Source organism: Listeria grandensis FSL F6-0971, from assembly GCF_000525835.1.
Classification (GTDB): domain Bacteria; phylum Bacillota; class Bacilli; order Lactobacillales; family Listeriaceae; genus Listeria_A; species Listeria_A grandensis.
In genome coordinates this window covers 1-18536 of sequence record NZ_AODD01000022.1, presented here as the reverse complement: position 1 = coordinate 18536, position 18536 = coordinate 1, and the positions used below count along the sequence as shown (strand labels likewise).

The following is an 18536-nucleotide window of genomic DNA, read 5'->3' as shown; positions in this document are numbered from 1 at the left end:
TAGGTTTACGGCTACAGTCGGGTTAAATGGAATTGTAAACGGAAGCGCATTTTTATTAAGTTGGTAGCCCTTTGGTGCCGCTAATTCTGTCAGCAAATAATCACCAGGAACAAGATTGGATAGTGTCGCTAAGCCATTGCTGTTTGTTGTTAATTGACCAATTTCTTTGCCTGTTTTAGTTGTGACATTGAATGTAGCGTTTGCTAGTGACTGACCCTGATCCCCTATCTTGTGTACCGTTAGAGCTCCTGTTATCAAATGATTGACGACGCTGATCTCTACAGGTGTCGCCTGATCATACACGATCGTGAGTGGAGTTGCTGAGGGTTGTAATTGATAGCCTGTCGGAGCCACCGTCTCTTTCACAACATATTGATCCGGAATTAACCCGTTAACGACGGCGATCCCGTTTGCATCTGTCGTCACATTCGTCACGGTTAGTCCGTCGCTATCTATCACATCAAAATGAGCACCAGCCAAGTTTTTTGTACCATCTGTTTTTTGAATAATCGCAGATCCGAGCGTTGTTAATCCGGCATCAACAGCTAGCACATGTGATCGAATCGTCGGTATGTTGACTTTTGCAACGCCGTCTTTGTTAGGATCGGAGTTCGTATCCTTATTACCGATTCCTTGCTTCGTAAAAGTATAATGACTGGGATCAGGATTTACGAAAACGACCCGGTAATCACCAGGAAGGAGTCCCGTGAACAAATAACCGCCAAGATTATCCGTCGTTTGGATTCCAACCAATGCATCCAGCTTATCATATAACTGAACTTCTACACCAGGTGCAGCCGGCTCGCCATTATCTTGTACACCATTTCCGTTCTCATCGTGCCAAACGTAATCGCCAAAGCAATATCAATATATAAATTGATATCATCTAAGAAGTTACCAATCGTCAAATTACCACTAGACGTGGAAATCGGCGCAAAAGTAAGCCGAGTGTGTGTTTGACCTGCAGGCACAACATAAGATCCAGAATAATTTCCCCAAGATTCACCATCCGTTGCAGAAAAAATAGGCGTCAAATTCCCAGGAGCCCCTATCAATAGTTCCGCGGTATCAATGCCACCACGACCACGATGGGCAAAACTCCAAGTAAGCGTAGTGCCTGGAATCGTTTTAATATCTTGGTACACAGCCCCTGGCCCATCCGAGTTTAGCTCCACAAAATTTGTACCGGAATAAGCAGGAATCCCCTCGCTGTTCCCATTTTGCCATACTTCAATATTTTCAGAAGGGTTAGAAGTTCCCCAAGCCTCAACCCCTTTTTGATTCACATACCAAACATTGGTTGCACCAGCAGATCTTCCATAGTCCTCGATATCCACCGTTTCAAAATCTGCATTTTTGATCAACCACGATATTTGCCAATTATTAGCGTCAAAATTAGACGTTGCTTCCGCCTTTATCGTGCCGAATAAGCTCACTAAAAAAAGAATAGTAATCGCGAGCCAGCCAAGTTTCCCTTTTAGCATATGTCTCAACTCCCATAATAAATTGCTATCATGTCATATAACTACCCTCCAAAGTAACGATCAAAACGAGCGCAATAAAAAGACGATCCTAAAAACCAGACCGTCTTTCACATCCTATAACATTCCAAATAAGTAATCTACAAGAAAGCCAATGGCGATCCCTGTCAAAGCACCAAAGAAAACTTCCATTGGTTTATGGCCAAGCATTTCTTTTAGATGTTTCTGCTTTTCTTCTTGACCGGGTTCCGTTAGTCCTTTGGCATGCTGTACAAATTCATGAAAATCGCGAGCGAGTCGGTTGAGCGCCACAGCTTGTTCTCCCGCTTGGCGTCTAACCCCCGTTGCGTCAAACATGACAATGATTCCAAATACAACAGCGATTGCAAAGTAAGGAGAATCGATTCCATAAGTGATAGCAAGTGTCGTCATCAGCGCCGTTACTGCTGCGGAATGCGAGCTAGGCATACCTCCCGTTGAAAACATTAAGCCCCATTGTAGCTTGCGATAAACGAGCAAATGAATCGGAACTTTGACAAATTGCGCGAAAAAAATAGCAATAAGCGAAGCGATTAAAGGTACATTGATTAACATGGCGATCTCCTCTTCCCTAGTAAACAGTTATATATTAGTATTGTACCACAAGAGTAGGGAGGGGAAACCTTTTTTGTCAGAGGATTCATTAGAAATAAGTCGGTGTTTCCGATATAATAGAAAAATAACGAGCATGCGTGGAGAGGGAGCGAGAAAAGATGAGTTTAGGCGACTATTTGGAAATGGAATTGGTAGAACTAACGGAAGATTTCGCCACTGTGAGAATGCCGGTGAATGAGAAGACGCGGCAGCCATTCGGTTTTTTGCATGGCGGGGCATCTGTGGCTCTTGCGGAACAAACAGCTAGTATAGCCGCGACAAGGCATGTGAGTGCGGAGGAAATAGTATTTGGGTTAGAGATAAACGCCAATCACATTTCATCGGTACAAGATGGCTATGTGCTTGCTACAGCGACACCGATTCATATCGGTCGAACAACGCACGTCTGGCAAGTGGAGGTCCGCAGCGAAGAAGCGGAGGATAGACTTCTTTGCATTAGCCGGTGTACCTTAGCAGTTAAATTAAAACGTTGATAAAAAACGCCATGTCCGCAATGATTTTTCTTGGGACATGGCGTCTTAGCTATTCTTTTTTATCCTTTTCTTTTTCATCAAGTTCGATAATCTCTTGTTCGGAATCATCGGATTCGAGCTCGATCAACGTTTCTTCTTTCTCCCGAGCGATGTCCTCTAATTCTTCACGTTCCTCAATTTTCTCATCGCGTAATTCCCAATCAAGTTGTTCTTCAAGTTCTTCACGTTCTTGACGGGCACGTTCCAGTTGTTCTTGCTTGATAATAACATTTTTCCGTTTTTTGATATCGTCTTTTTTCACGGAACGGAGTTGGTCGCGAATACGGATCGCCAGTGGCACACCAGTATCGTAAGCCGCACGGTTGATCAAGTGAGAGGCAATCGGAGTTGTTAAATAGATAAATAGGATCGCTAGAAGCACACGTGCATTGAAACCTTCACCGGTATGAAAAAAATACCCAACGGTTGCAAAAAGAAGTAGACTCACGCCAAACGTATTGCTAATGCCTGCTGCATGTGTTCGCGTGTAGACATCGGGAAGGCGAATGACGCCGATCGCAGCTAAAATACTGAGCGAGGCACCGATTAAAATCATGATCGAAATAATAATCTCAATTATCACGTTCACGTTCAATCACCTTACCTTTCTCTATAAATTTAGCGAATGAGACGGTTCCAATGAAGGCTAAGAGGGCGATCAAGAGAATAACGTCTAAATACGCACTTGTATCAAGTAACATCGAGAGAAGTGCTACAATGGCTACTAAGTTCATTCCAATCGAATCTAGCGCCACAACTTTATCGGATGTTGTCGGTCCTTTTAAGATACGATATAGATATAGGAAAATTGAAATAGAATACATAAACAGAGCAATGGAGAGCACAGCCGTTATAATAATCAATGGAACACCTCCATAATCGCGCCTTCATAGGATTTACGAATGGTCGCGATTTCTTCTTCGATATTAGGAACATGAAGGGAATGCACATAAATCGCTTTGTAATCATCAGAGATATCGATGGATAGCGTCCCTGGTGTTAGCGTGATCAAGATCGCCAACATAGTAACCTCCCAATCGGTTTCCAGTGTTGTTTCATAACGGAAAATCCCCGGTCTGATTTTCATATCTTTTTTCAAAACAATGCGTGCTACCATCACGGTCGATATAATTAAATCCTTGAAAAAGTTAAAAATCAATTTCACAAGCGCCAAAATCCGCCAAATATAAAAGCGAGATCCAAGGAAGCGACGCATGAAGAAGAGGAGGAAAATCCCGATAATAAAACCGAGGATAAAAGTCCCTATCGTAAACGCTGACTGCAGGAACATCCACAAACAGGCAAGGATAATATTGATAATTAATTGAAACGCCATTTTTGCATCACTCCCCCAGTACCGCTTGAATATAAATCGATGGGTCAACTAATGGATCAACCGCTTTGTCAATAAGCGGGTACATACCTTCTGAAAAGATACCATAAGCGACGGAAATCGCGAGTAAAATCAAGACGGGTACCATCATTTTTCGGTATGGAATATCTAATGTAAACGTGCCTTTTTTCTCGCCCCAGAACCCTTTGGAGAAAATCTTAATCATCGAAAGGAGAACGAATAGGCTAGAAAGTAACACGATGATGCCACCAACGTAATGCTGTACAGCAAACGCGCCTTCGACAATTAGTAGTTTGCCGATAAAACCGCTGAGTGGCGGAATACCAGCTAAACCGAGCGCGCCAATAAAGAACGTCCAGCCAAGCGATGGTTTCACGCTCATCAAGCCACTGAATCTTTTGATACTCGAAAAGCCTGTGATGGCGATAATAACCCCGATGACAAGGAAAAGCGTTCCTTTAATCAGCATGTCATGAATGAGATAGAAGATGGCACCAGTCATGGCTTCGCGGGTCATGAGTGAGACGCTAAATAAAATCACACCGACCGCGATCAAAATATTATAAATCATGATTGTTTTCATATCGTAATAACTAATCGCTCCAATCACGCCGAGCACAATTGTGATTATAGCAAGTGTGGACAGGAGTGGAAGCGCAAAGCTAGTTTCGTTATAGAAGAACAGCGTGTAGACACGAATAATTGCATAGACGCCGACTTTTGTAAGCAGTCCACCAAACAATGCAAGTACAGGAATTGGTGGTGCAAAATAGGAACCTGGTAACCAGAAGTAAAGTGGAAAAATCCCTGCTTTTAGCCCGAATACAAACAAGAACAGCACAGCAACAACTGTTATCATTCCGGTATTTCCGCCATGAATGTTGGCGATCTTTTGCGAAATATCCGCCATATTAAGCGTACCGATCATCGAGTAGAGCAGAGCGATTGCCATAACAAGAAATGCCGAGCCAATCACGTTGATCAACAAATATTTCACGGTTGCCTTCAGCTGAACCTTTGTCCCACCTAAAACGAGCAAGACGTAAGAGGCCATCAACATCACTTCAAAGAATACAAACAAGTTAAAAATATCGCCGGTCAAAAAGGAACCGTTGACACCTACAATCATGAATAGCACCGATGGATAATATAAAAAGCGTTCGCGTGGTTTTCCGATAGAATAGAACGAATAAAGAAGTGTGCTGAACAGAATCAAACTCGTCGTTGTCACTAGCAAGATAGCTAGCATATCACCGACAATCGAAATACCGAACGGTGCGGGCCAATTACCAAGCGTCACAGCCACAATGCCATTTTGATAGACGTAATAAACGAGGTAAATATTAGCCAAAATAAGTACGACGCTTGTAATCAGGGCGATCGTCCGTTGCACCATCACTTTTCGTGGTAAGAGCATCAAGAAAATCGCTCCAAAAAACGGAATTAGGATTGGCATTAAAACAAGATTACTCATCATCAGCTTCATGCCCCCTTGTCTTAGAAACGCTTTCGCTATCGAGCTCTTGATAGGCCCGATAAGCAAGAACGAGGAAGAACGCCGTCACACCAAAACTGATAACAATCGCCGTTAGAATCAGGGCTTGAGGCAAAGGATCATTGTAAGCTGGGAGCCTGGTGTATCCAGCAGAGGGGCTTTCCCTTTTTTCAGGCCGCCCATCGTCAAGATGAGCAAGTTGACACCATGACTTAAGATCGCCGTCCCAAGAATAATACGCAACAAACTTTTTGAAAGAATGAGGTAGGTGGCGGCCATAAACATGAGTCCAATTAATATTGACATCAATAGTTCCATTTAGTCACTCTCCCCAATCGACTGAATTATCGTCAGCGTCACACCAACAACGACCAAGTAAACACCTAGGTCAAAAATCGTCGCCGTGTGAAGCGAAGTGTCTCCAATAATCGGCAAATCCACATGACCAAATTTATGCGTCAAAAATGGATCACCAGAAATAATACCAATCATGCCGGTGCCAACCGCAAATAATAAACCAACACCAGTCATCATGATTGTATTAATGTTTAACATACTTTTCACGGTTTGCGTATCGTAAGCAATCAGTGTCAGCGTGACTGCGCCTGCCGAAATGAGGCCAGCGACAAACCCACCGCCAGGATTATAATGCCCAGCTAGAAACAGATGCAGCGAGAACAGGAAAATAATAAAGACAACAACTTTAGTGACATTACGCAACAACACGTCATTTGTTTTCATTTTTTTCCCTCCTAGCTAACCGTAATTTTATCATTCCAAAAATACCAATAGATGCAATCGCAAGCACGGCCGTTTCAAACAACGTATCAAAGCCACGGAAATCGACGAGAATCACGTTGACGATATTTTTCCCAGCCGCTTTTGTATACGTGTTGTCAATGTAGTACTGCGAAATCGAGTCGTAAAATGTCGTGTCATAGGCTGAAAGTGAAATCAAGAAGACGACTAAACCGACACCGACACTAATAAACGTCTTGACAGAGAGCCATTTCGGCTTTTCCTCAATATTACTAAACTGTGGCAAGTGATAGAAGACTAACAGATATAGAACAACAGAAATCGTTTCAATCACGAGTTGAGTCAAAGCAAGGTCAGGCGCTCTGGCCACGATGAAGAAGATACTAATGGTGTAGCCCATCGCCCCAAGCAAAATAATCGAGGTAATACGTGATTTTGAAAATACAATACCAACTAGCGTTACCATCACGACAAACACTAAAACATAGTCCATCATCGTCACACGCGAAATCGTCGAAATATCGAAATTTAGCGCATCTGTCATAAATATTGTACCTAACATCAAAATAATGAAAGCCGTCAACATATAGTTCAAATACGTTCGTAGCCACCCCGTCATCACCCATAATGTAAAGCGATATGAGCCTTGTTCCATGTAGTACAGACTATTGTCATACGCCTTGCCCCAGCGGAAAAACGCCGGAACTTTCTCTGTGATAAACGGTTTCCACCAAGTTGCTGTTTTATAAAGTAAGATACCAAGAATAATTACACCAAATGTCATCCATAGCGCCATCGTCAAACCATGCCAGAAACTAATGTGAATCGAATAATCCGTTCCATAAAGTGATGGCATAATCGATTTTACCGCAGGCTCTAGTAGCGGTTTTGCGATGAGATTCGGGAAAATCCCTGTAATCACAACGAGTACCGCTAGAATCATCGGTGGTAGTAATAATCCAATAGGAGCTTCATGTGGTTTCTTAGGTAACAAATGCGGTTTGAATTTACCACCAAAGGTTTTGAAGAAAATAATCATGCTATAAACAAAGGTGAAGATGCTCCCAATCCATGCGATGACAGGAAGTATAACTCCCCACGTTTCGGCCTGGAACAGATTAAGCGACGTCACATCGACCATGCTTTGGAAAAACATTTCCTTACTCAAAAAGCCATTAAACGGTGGCAAACCAGCCATTGCAAACGTTCCAATAAAGGCAATCGTAGCTGTAATCGGCATAATTCGCATCAAACCACCAAGACGCTTAATATCACGCGTCCCTGTCTCATGATCGACAATACCGACCATCATGAACAAACTACCTTTAAACGTGGCGTGGTTAAACAGATGGAACACAGCAGCCACAAGCGCACCAATATAAATTTCATCACTCCAAGAATCGAAATGAAGTGCAGCCGCCCCAACTCCGAGTAGCGTCATAATTAACCCAAGTTGACTAATTGTCGAATACGCTAAAATTGCTTTCAAATCTTGTTTTTTCGTTGCTGTAATCGAACCCCAGAATAGCGTCACAATCCCAACAAGCGAGATCGTCCAAAACCAAGCCCCCGACACCGCAAAAAGAGGCGTAAACCGAGCGACTAAATAAATACCAGCCTTGACCATCGTCGCAGAATGCAAATACGCACTGACCGGCGTCGGAGCTTCCATTGCATCCGGCAACCAAATGTGAAATGGTACTTGCGCCGATTTTGTAAACGCTCCGAGCAGAATAAAGATCATGGCCGGAATAAAGAGCGAACTATTCTGAACAAGCGCCGCCTCCGAAATAATTTCCCGTAACGAGAACGAGCCAGTAATCACGTGCAATAATAGAATGCCACCGAGTAGCATCAAGCCCCCGAATACAGTAATAAGTAACGACTTTCGCGCGCCATAACGCGATCTTTCCCGATGATACCAGTATCCAATCAATAGGAATGAGCTAATCGAAGTCATCTCCCAGAATAAATACAATACAACTAAATTATCACTCAGCACAACGCCGAGCATCGCAGTCATAAAAATAAACAAAAATGCATAAAAATTGTTTAAACGCTCCTTCTTTTTACCTAAGTAGAAAATAGAGTAAAACGTGACGAGCGACCCAATCCCTGTAATCAGCAAAGCAAATAATAAGCTAAGTCCATCAACAACGACGGTAAAATTAATACCAAGTGATGGAATCCAAGGCATCGTTTGTGTAACGACCCCATCCATCGTCTGCGGAATAAACGTCAAAAAATATATAAATAAAATGACAGGAATCGGCAATACGATCCATCCAGTATGCAGTTGTTTGGTCCACCTATAAAAAATGGGAATTAACATAGCCATGAGAAATGGCAAGAAAATGGCGAGGTGTAGAAATGACAAACGTTCTCCCTCCTTGATGAAGATATAATTTTAAATATGACGAAACATCACGATTATGGATAAAAGCTTATGTAAAGCTTAAACATGAAAACCCGAAGATTAAAAATAGGGTGTGATTCTGTGTTCGTGGAGATGTCTAGATTTGTAAATGAAGACATGGAACACGCGTTGTTTGCCACAATTTTTATTATAGCATACTTATTTGCATGAAAAAAAGGGGAGAAACTTGATTAGCGTGTGAAACAGATGATATTTTTCGAATTCTATAAATATGAAGAAAGCTGAAAAATAAAATAATAAAAAAAAGATTACTGATCTGTAAAAAAAGAATAAATTAATCCACATTCACATGACGTTTTCGGTCAGACTTCAAACTAAACCACAGCAATACAAACGCGACGACAAACATGAAGCTCGTAAAAACAAACACATTACTCATCCCTATAAAACCTGCCATCGTACCGCCGAGAATTGGACCGATGACGTTCCCGAGAAAGCGTGCACTTTGGTTATATCCAAGCATCTCGCCTTGCATCTGACCAGGTGCAGCCAATCGAATATACGCCGTTGCACAAGGAACCATTCCGCCGATTGCAATCCCGAATAAAAAGCGGAATAGGATAAACAACCATAAGTTGGGCACAAAAGCTTGTGGCAAAACAAATAAGGCCGCTAAAATGAGCAAGATGTTCAAAATTTTCTCATAGCCATACTTATCGCCGAGCTGACCCCATTTTCGCGTCATCACCAAGTTCCCGAAGCCAGCCGCAGAAAAAGCAAGTCCTGAAAGTAATGCCACATTATCTGTATGCGTCAACTCCCCAACATAAAGTGCTAGAAGCGGTTGCACACTAAAATTTGCCACCTGAATGAGCAATGAAATAATCATGACCATCGTCAAAACCCGCAATTGGAAGATATGCTTCAAGACTTCTCGGCGTGAATAAGTTACTTTTTTTGCATCTGCTAAATCTGGCCGAACTTCTTTTAAGCCAAACGTGACAAGCAGTGCGGCAATAAAGATCGCGATCCCCGTAATAATAAACGTACTGGAAAATCCGAAAAAGTCGGCCAGAGCCCCACCGAGTAGCGGACCAAATAGCATCCCCGTCACACCACCGAGCTGCAATGTCCCAAGCACTTTTCCAGCCTCATTTCGATCCGTTTGTCGCGCAATAAAGGCATTCGAAATCCCAATAAATCCAGTCACAATCCCCATGAAAATCCGCAAAATCATCATGTATGTAACAGAATGAGCATAACCCATGAGGAAAATACTAAGACTCATCCCAAAAGCCGTAAACATCAAAATTTTCTTAAAGCCGTACTTATCTCCAATTCGTCCCCAGATCGGTGAAAAAATAAAAGCAACTAAAAAAAGTCACCCCAAAAATATACCCAGCCCAGCGTTGCACATAGGCCTCACTATAATCTCCAAATGTTTCAATGTACAGCGACAAGAAAGGCATAATCATCGTCGTACTGGCCGAAATCAACAAATTTGCTACCATTAAAATGTATAAATTCCGTTTTTTTACTGACATAAAAACCATCTCTATTCCTTATTAGTTTCCAAAAAGCTAATTACATTATAGAATAAAGAAGTGTAGAAATAAAAATAAACGCTCTAAGAAAGAGGAGGCACCATGGTCAAAAAAATTGTTATTTGGGGCGCGGCTAGTTTATTATGTATATATGTACTCGCTGTATTTGTGAACCTACTCATAATCTGGTTTAAATAAGAGCAGTCAACTAAAAGTAAAAAAGGAGATTTAAAAAATGACATACTATCCACAATTAACAAAAGAAGTAGCAGCGAACGAAAAATTAATCGCGATGGAAACAAACCGTGGGACAATCAAAATCAAGCTATTCCCAGAAATCGCACCCAAAGCAGTAGAAAACTTCCTAACACACGCAGAAAACGGCTACTATGAAGGTATCATTTTCCACCGTGTTATTGCTGATTTCATGATTCAAGGTGGCGATCCAGAAGGTGCAGGCTACGGCGGCGAAAGCATTTGGGGAGAACCATTCGAAGACGAATTCTCACCAAACGCATTCAATATGCGCGGAGCCCTATCCATGGCAAACGCAGGCCCAGGAACAAATGGTAGCCAATTTTTCATCGTTACAAATAAGAATTTGCACCCACAGATGGCAAAACAAATGGAAGGCGCAGGATTCCCAGATGAAGTAATCGAAGCGTACAAAGCAGGCGGAACCCCTCATTTAGACGGACGCCACACAGTATTCGGCCAGGTAGTAGAAGGCATGGGCGTAGTAGACGAAATACAGTCCGTAAGCGTAGGTGCCCAAGATAAACCAGTCCACGACGTAACCATCGACAAAATCACCATCCTATAAAAAGCACCCAGACTTGTTCAACCAAACCCACGCGTGCCGAGAAATGCTTAGTTCCTAGGCAAAAGCGAGTACCGAAGCGGAGCGTATTTGTGTACGAGAGCATCGGAACAGAGCTTTTAACGACGCAAATGAGCGTTTCTCGGCGCGCGTGCAGAGTTCAATCTTGTGTAAACGCTGTATAGTGGTATAATATACGTATAGCAAAAGTAAGCCACCCTAAAATCGAAAGGAAAGATTTTTGATGAAAAATATCGTATTAGTATGTGCGGCAGGAATGTCTACAAGTTTATTAGTAACAAAAATGCAAAAAGCAGCAGAAGCAAAGGGATTAGAAGCGACAATTGCTGCGTATTCTATCTCTGAAATCAATGGACTTATTGATACAGCGGACGTTGTATTGCTTGGCCCTCAAGTTCGTTACCAAAAATCAACGGTTGATAAATTGGCTGAACCAAAAGGTGTTCCAGTGGATGTTATCGACATGACAGCTTACGGTACAATGAACGGTGAGAAAGTGCTTGATCACGCTCTAAAATTGATGGGCGAATAATAAATGAATCGAAGCTGGAGTTGAGAAAGGCATTCGCCAATCTTGATTCCAGCTTTTTTTTGCGCTTTTAAAATAAAGATGGACGAATTCAGTCAGATTACTTCATAAACAAAAAAGCGATACATCTCATTTGGTAGTGAGGCGTATCGCTTTGTTGCGATCTATATATCTTTTGTTAAAATACCATCAAGCATCCGATAAACGTGATGGCACATATCAAGCATCCGCTCATCGTGTGTTACCATAATGACCGCACGTTGTTGATCCTTCACTTCAGCCCGAAGCAACTCCACCACTTCACGACCACGAGTAGAATCAAGACTCGCTGTAGGCTCATCCGCTAAAATCACAGCTGGTTCATTAATCAGCGAGCGCGCAATCGCCACCCGTTGTTTTTCCCCACCAGATAAATCTTTCGGATAAAAATGCAAGCGATCACCGAGTCCAAGCTGTGTAAGCAAGGCTTCACTTTTCTTTGCTACATCCTGTTTTTCTTGCCCAGCTAATTTGCCGATAAACTCAAGTTGTTGCTGTGCTTTCAAATAGGGAACAAGATGCGCTGCCTGGAAAATGAATCCGACTTCCGATAGACGTAATTCCGTCTGCGCTTTTTTTGAAAGATCACTAATGACTTTACCGTTGATGGCAATTTTTCCAGATGTTGGCGTGAGTAGCGCCCCGGCTAACGATAAAAAGGTACTTTTACCAGAGCCAGAAGGTCCAACAATTGCAATCAATTCCCCAGCATTAGCTTCGAAGTTGGTTTCGCGCAATGCGTGAATCGTCGTTGGCCCGGATGGATACGTTTTTGTTACATTTTCAAATTTTAAAAGAGCTGTCATTATTGATCGCCTCCCCGAATCGCGTCCAGCGCGTCTACTTTAGCAATTTTGATGAGTGATAAAAGCGAACCGATAACTGCTACGGCGAAAAATAGGAGACTGTAAAGCGTCATCGTCCAGCCAGTTAAGCGAAACGGCATCGCGTCAGGCATGATGGTTGAAAGGCCAGCCGTCGCAGCGATACTAATCCCGATACTGATAACCGAAATCAATATGACCTGCGAGACAACACTCATCACAAGGTAACTCGTTTTCGTTCCAAGCGCCTTCAAAATACCGAATTGGCCTGTTTTCTGTAATGTCATAATATAGAAGAAAGCTGTCAAAATGAAGCCACCGATCACGATCAAGAAGAAGATCATCATGTTTAGCGTCATTTGCTCCGCGGAATAACCAGGTATCTGATCTAGGAAGTCTTTATGCGAAATGACCGTCAAATCTTTATTGCCGATAGAAACATCTTTATCCGCGTCCTTAGCAAGGATAGCGACAGTACTCGTTTGCGGGATTTTTTGGTGGTAAAGGCTTGGATTTATGGACTGCCAAACCGCCATATTCATATAAACAACTGGAGCATGGCTATATTTCTGATCTTTCGCAAAACCAATCACCGTCATTTGTTTATTTAAAATATCGTCTTCTAGCACATCGCCGACTTTTAAATCACCTTTTAGCGAGGCGTCTAAAATAACGCCATCCGGTTTTGTCACGCTCATCTGTGAACCAGACGTCACTTTTGGCTCCAAAAAACTACCTGGCGTAATCGCGAAGACTGCCATACTGAATTTCTTACCATCATCCGCGCGTTTTAGCGTCTGCATCGATTGACCAAGAACCGCAGCATCTTTCACATTTTTACCATCTTTAATCCCAGCTAAATCTGATTCAGGGAAAAGCGAACGTTCCACTTTACCTTGCGCATCTTTAGCTAAAACATAATACGGCACATCCTTGTTTGCGATCGAAGAAGCATTATCATACGCCAAACCATTCGCGAGCCCCGATAAAAATAAGGATAATAAGACAATCAAAATCATAATCCCCGTTACTAAAAAATAACGTAACTTCGAATAAAGCAATTCACGAAGTCCTAAAAACATATATTCCCCAACTCCTTGTCTTTTAAATTTCTATACTAAGTATAACAAATAAATCGTGAAAAACCGACCATCATCATTTCTGCAAGCCGTTTATCAAGCAAGCAACACCTTTTTGCAGTGTTTCTTTCGGACAAGCAATATTTAAACGAACAAAACCGGAACCTGCGACACCAAAATCAGAACCCATTTGAACACCGACACCGGCATCAATTAAATTTTGATAGAGTGTTTTGTCATCTAGGTCTAATGCTCGGCAATCCAACCACATTAAATATGTAGCCTCAAGCTTTGTTACGCCGACTAGCGGACAATGCGTCTCGATCTCGGCCTTTGTATATTGATAGTTCGCGAAAATATAATCGCGCAATTCGTCCACCCATGAAGCGCCATCTCGGTAAGCCGCCTCCATTCCAACTGCTCCAAAAGAGTTAAGCTCTGGGCGCGACGTATATTTCGCCTCATAATCAAATTTTTTCTGGAATTCAGGATTTGTCGTAATAAAGAAAGAGGCCTTCATTCCAGCCAAGTTGAAAGTCTTTGTTGGTGCCATCAATGTAACGATTTGTGCCTCATAATCAGGAGCAGCGATAGCAAGCGGCGTATGCGTCACATCAGGCATCGTCAAGTCCGAATGAATCTCATCCGAAATAATCGGCACACCATAACGCTCACAAAGCGCCACCATTTTTGCAAGCTCCACAGGGGTCCAACTACGACAACCAGGATTATGCGGATTACAAAGAATAAACAACTCCACATGTTGAATCTTTTCCTCAAAATCCGCCCAGTCCACTTGATACATACCATCTTCATAAACGAGTGGCGTCAAAGTAACAACTCGCTCTGTTTGCGCAGTCACCAAGAAAAACGGGTGATACACAGGCGAATGCATCAAAACCGCATCCCCCTTTTGCGTCAAGGAACGGATCGCCATAGATATAGAAGGAACAACCGCAGCATTTAGAAAAATATCCGATTCATCGACCTGATAATGATGCCGCGTAGCCAACCAATTTATAATACTAGGCTTTAGTCCAGGAGGCGTCATCGAATAGCCTAAAATCCCATGATCCAGCAACTTTTGAAAAGCTTGATGAACAGCATAAGGCGGGCTGAAATCCATGTCCGCAACCCACATCGGAATCACATTTTCCGTTCCAAATAAATTTTTTACATCGTCCCATTTCTCGCTGTTTGTCCCAATACGCGGGATTACTTCATCAAAATGACTCATCACAAAATCCTCCTTGAAAATACACATTTCAGTCCCATTGTATCATAATCTCATGCGAAACGATGAACGAATCAAATCTAATAATTGTGTATTTAAAGGCGTAGTGATATAATTTGTAATTATTGAAAGTGAGAAAGTAGGGTATGTGATGAGTGAATTTAAAGTTGGCGATATTATTACAGGGAAGGTGGCTGGCATTCAAGGCTACGGCGCATTTGTTGCATTGGATGACAAGACACAAGGATTGGTACACATTTCAGAAATCCATCACGGATTTGTAAAGGATGTACATGAATTTCTAGAAGTAGGTCAAGAGGTAAAAGTCAAAATTTTAGAAATCAATAGTGAAACAAATAAAATCGGCCTATCTATCCGCGCAACAGAAGAAGCGCCAGCTAAAACAAAACAAGAACCAAAGCGCGCACCACAACAAATGTCATCAGGTCCAGACGAAGGCTTCAACACATTGCGTGACAAGCTACAGGAATGGGTAGACAAAGCAGATAAGTAATAATCATGAGAGCCTATGGAGACTTCGCTTCACTGGGAGTTTCCTAATCATAAGGCTTTCTAATTTTAATTAACAAACATTTTAGACAACATAGTTAATGATTGTTCTGCGGGTTTGAATTTTTAGATAATTTTAAATATAAGATCTTAAGGGAGGTTTGTTCATGAAAAGGGTTTTGTTAGTAAAGGGGTTTATTTATAATGAAAAAAAGGATGATATTCTACTCGTGAAAAATCGCGATTTAAAATGGGCGTTCCCAGGTGGCAGAGTAGAAACGGATCAAACACTAGAACAAGCACTGATTTCAAAAGTAAAACAACAAACCGATGTCGATTGCCAAATTGACAGTTTGCTTTACGTGAAGGAACGCAGAACTGCATGGGAGCATGTTTGCCTATTTGTCTACAAAGCAACAGCGACTGGTGATTTTTTAACCGTTGAAAAAGATGACAGCGTTTTTCATGCGCGGTGGACCTCGATTCCACAAGCAGATGACCTGCTACAAGAACAAGACGTCGCGCTAAATAAACTTGTGTTAGAAAGCGGAGTTCCGTATATATTGCCACAAGAGAACTAAGACGGCACTATTCTTGCTAAATGAGGACAGTTGATATAAAGTAGGTACTATAAATATGCACTAATAATTTGGAGGGAAAATGATGACACATATTCAATTTGATTATTCAAACGCATTGAAATTTTTCGAGCAACACGAAATCGACTATTTACAACCAGCTGTCACAGCGGCGCATGAGGCACTACATAATGGCACTGGCGCAGGTAACGAATATTTAGGATGGATCAACTTACCTCGTGATTACGATAAAGAAGAATTTACTCGCATTCAAAAAGCGGCAGCCAAAATCAAAGCAGATTCTGAAGTTCTGATTGTCATCGGTATTGGCGGATCATATCTTGGTGCCCGTGCGGCGATTGAGACGCTAAACCATGCATTCTACAACGTATTAGACAAAGAAAAACGCCAAGCGCCGCAAGTCTTTTTTGCAGGAAACAGCATCAGTTCTAGCTATTTGCATGACCTCATTGACGTGATTGATGGCAAAGATTTCTCTGTTAACGTTATCTCAAAATCAGGAACAACAACGGAACCAGCGATCGCATTCCGTGTTTTCAAAGAACTTTTAGAGAAGAAATATGGCAAAGAAGAAGCGAAGTCGCGTATTTATGCAACAACGGACAAAGCCAAAGGTGCCTTAAAAGAGTTATCGAACTCAGAAGGATACGAAACATTTGTTGTACCGGATGATGTCGGTGGTCGTTTCTCTGTCTTAACTGCAGTCGGCTTACTACCAATCGCAGCAAGTGACGTAGATATTGAAGCAATGATGAAAGGTGCTGACGCAGCACGTGCTGACTTCAGTAGTCCTGAGCTATCTAAAAACATTGCCTATCAATACGCAGCAGCCCGCAATGTACTATATCGTAAAGGCAAAGTCACAGAATTACTTATCAACTATGAGCCAGGTCTACAATATTTCAACGAGTGGTGGAAACAATTGTTTGGCGAAAGCGAAGGGAAAGACCAAAAAGGAATCTACCCGTCCAGCGCTAACTTCTCCACGGATTTACACTCACTTGGTCAATACATTCAAGAAGGGCGCCGTAACATTTTTGAAACGGTAGTTAAAGTGAGCAAAGCCCGTCATGAAATCACAATCAATAAAGAAGATAACGATCTGGATGGTCTGAACTACCTTGCTGGCGAAACGGTAGACTACGTAAATGATAAAGCTTTCCAAGGGACCTTATTAGCACATACAGACGGCGATGTCCCGAATTTCGTTGTAGAAGTGCCGACACTTGATGCCTATTCATTCGGCTATCTAGTATACTTCTTTGAAATCGCAGTTGGCGTAAGTGGTTACTTAAATGGGGTTAATCCATTTGACCAACCTGGTGTAGAAGCTTATAAAGCCAACATGTTTGCCTTGTTAGGTAAACCTGGCTATGAAGAAATGAAGGCAGAACTCGAAAAACGTTTGAAATAATACGACAGATCTGCGTGAAACCTCCAATAATCCGGAAGTGCCACGCAGATTTTTTATTTTGGAAATAGAGGTTTAGCAAATTTTACAGCGAGAAGGGAGAAAAAGATGCTTTCCATTGAGCGCAAACAAGCGATCTTAAATTACGTGAAAAACAAAAGAATTGTAAGTGTAAGCGAATTGGCTCGCCACTTTCAAGTTCATGAAGTCACCATTCGTAGAGACCTAAATACGCTAGAAAACGAGCAAAAACTAAAACGAACACACGGCGGTGTCATGATCGAAGAAAAGATTATCTCTGAACCTGACTTTCAAAAAAGAGAAGAAGTACAGTATGAAGAGAAACAACGCGTTGCCTCCTATGCTTCATCACTTATCGAAGAAGGAGACACGATCATACTTGATTCAGGCACAACGACAGGGCACATCGCAAGAGCTATCAAGGATCGCACCAAATTGACCGTAATTACGAATGACATCAATGTAGCGGCAATTTTGCGGCACTCCTCTATCAAAGTCATTATCACGGGTGGCGTTCTATATCCCGCAACTTATATGTTAAACGGTATGATCACAGAAGAAACACTGCGCAATCTTCACGTCCATAAAGCATTTGTCACGACACCAGCAATCGATCTAGAAAAAGGCCTCATGCATTACGATGAGTACCTAGTACCAGCAAAAGTCCAAATGTTACACTCTGCAACAGAAGTATTCCTAGTAACAGACCACACTAAGTTTGGAAGAATCTCGTTGTATAAATACGCCGATTTTGGTGATATCACGAGCATAATAACAGGAAATGAATTAGATTCTTCATTAAAGGCTCGCTTTTTAGAGCAGGGCGTTATTATCCATACAACCTAAAGAATATGCAAGTAAATAAATATTTATAAATAAATTTGCAAAATACTATTGCGTTTGTGTAATATACATGGTATTCTAATTATCGTGCCTCTTATATGAGATCAAAAAAACCGCTAATAGTAAAGGATTATCAAGCACTTTATAGTAAATGTGATCCGAAATTAACATTTAAACTTTTATTCAAAAAGAAGATGAAAAGTGTTGACAAAGATTAGCCCTAGTGATACTATAAGAAGGTCGCTGCTAGATGAAAGCGAACGAGAGATTGCTCTTTGAAAACTGAACAGAAACAAAGATAAAACCAAGAAGACAGCAATGTTTTCGGGTAAGAATCACAGGACGGAAATAGAGAGCTATTTCCACAAGTAATACTAGTAAAATTATTTGCTAGCGAAGTCAATTTGACGCAAGGATCTTATTCACGGTA

General features: G+C 41.8%; 18 protein-coding genes and 3 pseudogenes. 7 read left to right on the top strand and 14 right to left on the bottom strand.

From position 1 onward, the window contains the following. Window positions 1-9: 9 nt before the first annotated feature. The 3 genes and pseudogenes from PGRAN_RS16380 to PGRAN_RS11865 all read right to left on the bottom strand — a co-directional run. A pseudogene (locus tag PGRAN_RS16380) lies at window positions 10-798 on the bottom strand (MSCRAMM family protein); the annotation flags it as partial. After that, complete coding sequence (locus tag PGRAN_RS16375) at window positions 783-1484, bottom strand: hypothetical protein (RefSeq protein WP_051998619.1); 702 nt, start codon at window positions 1482-1484, stop codon at window positions 783-785. The gene PGRAN_RS16375 and the pseudogene PGRAN_RS16380, both read right to left, overlap by 16 nt. 114 nt (window positions 1485-1598) lie before the next feature. Further along, on the bottom strand, window positions 1599-2075 hold the full coding sequence (locus PGRAN_RS11865) for a divergent PAP2 family protein (protein WP_221638795.1): 477 nt from the start codon (window positions 2073-2075) through the stop codon (window positions 1599-1601). 158 nt (window positions 2076-2233) lie between these two features. Between PGRAN_RS11865 and menI the strand changes: the two genes are divergently transcribed. Continuing rightward, window positions 2234-2608, top strand: a complete 375-nt coding sequence (menI, locus tag PGRAN_RS11860) for a 1,4-dihydroxy-2-naphthoyl-CoA hydrolase MenI (RefSeq protein WP_036067326.1) — start codon at window positions 2234-2236, stop codon at window positions 2606-2608. A 49-nt stretch (window positions 2609-2657) separates the two neighbouring features. Here the strand turns inward: menI and mnhG are convergent, their stop codons facing one another. The 8 genes and pseudogenes from mnhG to PGRAN_RS11820 form a co-directional block, all read right to left on the bottom strand. Then, window positions 2658-3236: a monovalent cation/H(+) antiporter subunit G gene (mnhG, locus tag PGRAN_RS11855; RefSeq protein ID WP_036067325.1), complete on the bottom strand. Its 579-nt coding sequence runs from the start codon at window positions 3234-3236 to the stop codon at window positions 2658-2660. Beyond that, window positions 3220-3507, bottom strand: coding sequence for a Na(+)/H(+) antiporter subunit F1 (locus PGRAN_RS11850; RefSeq protein ID WP_036067406.1), 288 nt, complete (start codon window positions 3505-3507; stop codon window positions 3220-3222). The genes mnhG and PGRAN_RS11850 overlap by 17 nt, the downstream gene beginning before the upstream one ends. After that, entirely contained in the window at window positions 3507-3983 is a 477-nt protein-coding gene (locus PGRAN_RS11845) for a Na+/H+ antiporter subunit E (protein ID WP_036067324.1), read from the bottom strand. Before PGRAN_RS11845 ends, PGRAN_RS11850 begins: the two co-directional genes overlap by 1 nt. A 7-nt stretch (window positions 3984-3990) precedes the next feature. Continuing rightward, on the bottom strand, window positions 3991-5475 hold the full coding sequence (locus PGRAN_RS11840) for a Na+/H+ antiporter subunit D (RefSeq protein ID WP_149024058.1): 1485 nt from the start codon (window positions 5473-5475) through the stop codon (window positions 3991-3993). Then, window positions 5468-5814, bottom strand: a pseudogene (locus tag PGRAN_RS16635) (Na(+)/H(+) antiporter subunit C). The gene PGRAN_RS11840 and the pseudogene PGRAN_RS16635 overlap by 8 nt, the downstream one beginning before the upstream one ends. After that, the gene (locus PGRAN_RS11830; protein WP_036067322.1) at window positions 5815-6237 is read right to left on the bottom strand and encodes a Na(+)/H(+) antiporter subunit B; all 423 of its coding nucleotides are present in this window, start codon (window positions 6235-6237) and stop codon (window positions 5815-5817) included. After that, on the bottom strand, window positions 6224-8632 hold the full coding sequence (locus PGRAN_RS11825; protein WP_036067321.1) for a Na+/H+ antiporter subunit A: 2409 nt from the start codon (window positions 8630-8632) through the stop codon (window positions 6224-6226). Before PGRAN_RS11825 ends, PGRAN_RS11830 begins: the two co-directional genes overlap by 14 nt. 334 nt (window positions 8633-8966) lie before the next feature. After that, window positions 8967-10176, bottom strand: a pseudogene (locus tag PGRAN_RS11820) (lmo2377 family MFS transporter). A gap of 235 nt (window positions 10177-10411) precedes the next feature. Between PGRAN_RS11820 and PGRAN_RS11815 the strand changes: the two are divergent. Together PGRAN_RS11815 and PGRAN_RS11810 are read left to right on the top strand one after the other, a co-directional pair. Then, window positions 10412-10999 (top strand): peptidylprolyl isomerase, encoded by a 588-nt coding sequence (locus PGRAN_RS11815; protein ID WP_036067320.1) that lies wholly within the window; start codon window positions 10412-10414, stop codon window positions 10997-10999. Between the two features lie 241 nt (window positions 11000-11240). Next, entirely contained in the window at window positions 11241-11549 is a 309-nt protein-coding gene (locus PGRAN_RS11810) for a PTS sugar transporter subunit IIB (RefSeq protein WP_036067319.1), read from the top strand. Between the two features lie 161 nt (window positions 11550-11710). Here the strand turns inward: PGRAN_RS11810 and PGRAN_RS11805 are convergent, their stop codons facing one another. The 3 genes from PGRAN_RS11805 to PGRAN_RS11795 form a co-directional block, all read right to left on the bottom strand. Further along, window positions 11711-12391: an ABC transporter ATP-binding protein gene (locus PGRAN_RS11805; RefSeq protein ID WP_036067318.1), complete on the bottom strand. Its 681-nt coding sequence runs from the start codon at window positions 12389-12391 to the stop codon at window positions 11711-11713. Next, the gene (locus PGRAN_RS11800) at window positions 12391-13491 is read right to left on the bottom strand and encodes an ABC transporter permease (RefSeq protein WP_036067317.1); all 1101 of its coding nucleotides are present in this window, start codon (window positions 13489-13491) and stop codon (window positions 12391-12393) included. The genes PGRAN_RS11805 and PGRAN_RS11800 overlap by 1 nt, the downstream gene beginning before the upstream one ends. 73 nt (window positions 13492-13564) lie before the next feature. Further along, entirely contained in the window at window positions 13565-14725 is a 1161-nt protein-coding gene (locus PGRAN_RS11795) for a MalY/PatB family protein (RefSeq protein ID WP_036067316.1), read from the bottom strand. Window positions 14726-14873: 148 nt separating this feature from the next. Between PGRAN_RS11795 and yugI the strand changes: the two genes are divergently transcribed. The 4 genes from yugI (at window position 14874) to PGRAN_RS11775 (ending at window position 18109) form a co-directional block, all read left to right on the top strand. Next, window positions 14874-15236, top strand: a complete 363-nt coding sequence (gene yugI, locus PGRAN_RS11790) for a S1 domain-containing post-transcriptional regulator GSP13 (RefSeq protein WP_036067315.1) — start codon at window positions 14874-14876, stop codon at window positions 15234-15236. 163 nt (window positions 15237-15399) lie between these two features. Then, window positions 15400-15813, top strand: a complete 414-nt coding sequence (locus tag PGRAN_RS11785; protein WP_036067314.1) for an NUDIX hydrolase — start codon at window positions 15400-15402, stop codon at window positions 15811-15813. 82 nt (window positions 15814-15895) lie between these two features. Continuing rightward, entirely contained in the window at window positions 15896-17245 is a 1350-nt protein-coding gene (locus PGRAN_RS11780) for a glucose-6-phosphate isomerase (RefSeq protein ID WP_036067313.1), read from the top strand. A gap of 105 nt (window positions 17246-17350) precedes the next feature. Beyond that, complete coding sequence (locus PGRAN_RS11775; protein ID WP_036067312.1) at window positions 17351-18109, top strand: DeoR/GlpR family DNA-binding transcription regulator; 759 nt, start codon at window positions 17351-17353, stop codon at window positions 18107-18109. The last annotated feature ends 427 nt before the right edge of the window (window positions 18110-18536 follow it).

Bases quoted from the DNA above. Each gene is read 5' to 3' on its own strand.
- PGRAN_RS11775 (WP_036067312.1), top strand. From the start codon at position 17,351: ATGCTTTCCATTGAGCGCAAACAAGCGATCTTAAATTACGTGAAAAAC.
- yugI (WP_036067315.1), top strand. From the start codon at position 14,874: ATGAGTGAATTTAAAGTTGGCGATATTATTACAGGGAAGGTGGCTGGC.
- PGRAN_RS16375 (WP_051998619.1), bottom strand. From the start codon at position 1,484: ATGCTAAAAGGGAAACTTGGCTGGCTCGCGATTACTATTCTTTTTTTA.
- PGRAN_RS11795 (WP_036067316.1), bottom strand. From the start codon at position 14,725: ATGAGTCATTTTGATGAAGTAATCCCGCGTATTGGGACAAACAGCGAG.
- PGRAN_RS11805 (WP_036067318.1), bottom strand. From the start codon at position 12,391: ATGACAGCTCTTTTAAAATTTGAAAATGTAACAAAAACGTATCCATCC.
- PGRAN_RS11840 (WP_149024058.1), bottom strand. From the start codon at position 5,475: ATGAGTAATCTTGTTTTAATGCCAATCCTAATTCCGTTTTTTGGAGCG.
- PGRAN_RS11830 (WP_036067322.1), bottom strand. From the start codon at position 6,237: ATGAAAACAAATGACGTGTTGTTGCGTAATGTCACTAAAGTTGTTGTC.
- PGRAN_RS11780 (WP_036067313.1), top strand. From the start codon at position 15,896: ATGACACATATTCAATTTGATTATTCAAACGCATTGAAATTTTTCGAG.
- PGRAN_RS11865 (WP_221638795.1), bottom strand. From the start codon at position 2,075: ATGTTAATCAATGTACCTTTAATCGCTTCGCTTATTGCTATTTTTTTC.
- PGRAN_RS11785 (WP_036067314.1), top strand. From the start codon at position 15,400: ATGAAAAGGGTTTTGTTAGTAAAGGGGTTTATTTATAATGAAAAAAAG.
- PGRAN_RS11845 (WP_036067324.1), bottom strand. From the start codon at position 3,983: ATGGCGTTTCAATTAATTATCAATATTATCCTTGCCTGTTTGTGGATG.
- PGRAN_RS11815 (WP_036067320.1), top strand. From the start codon at position 10,412: ATGACATACTATCCACAATTAACAAAAGAAGTAGCAGCGAACGAAAAA.
- PGRAN_RS11800 (WP_036067317.1), bottom strand. From the start codon at position 13,491: ATGTTTTTAGGACTTCGTGAATTGCTTTATTCGAAGTTACGTTATTTT.
- PGRAN_RS11810 (WP_036067319.1), top strand. From the start codon at position 11,241: ATGAAAAATATCGTATTAGTATGTGCGGCAGGAATGTCTACAAGTTTA.
- menI (WP_036067326.1), top strand. From the start codon at position 2,234: ATGAGTTTAGGCGACTATTTGGAAATGGAATTGGTAGAACTAACGGAA.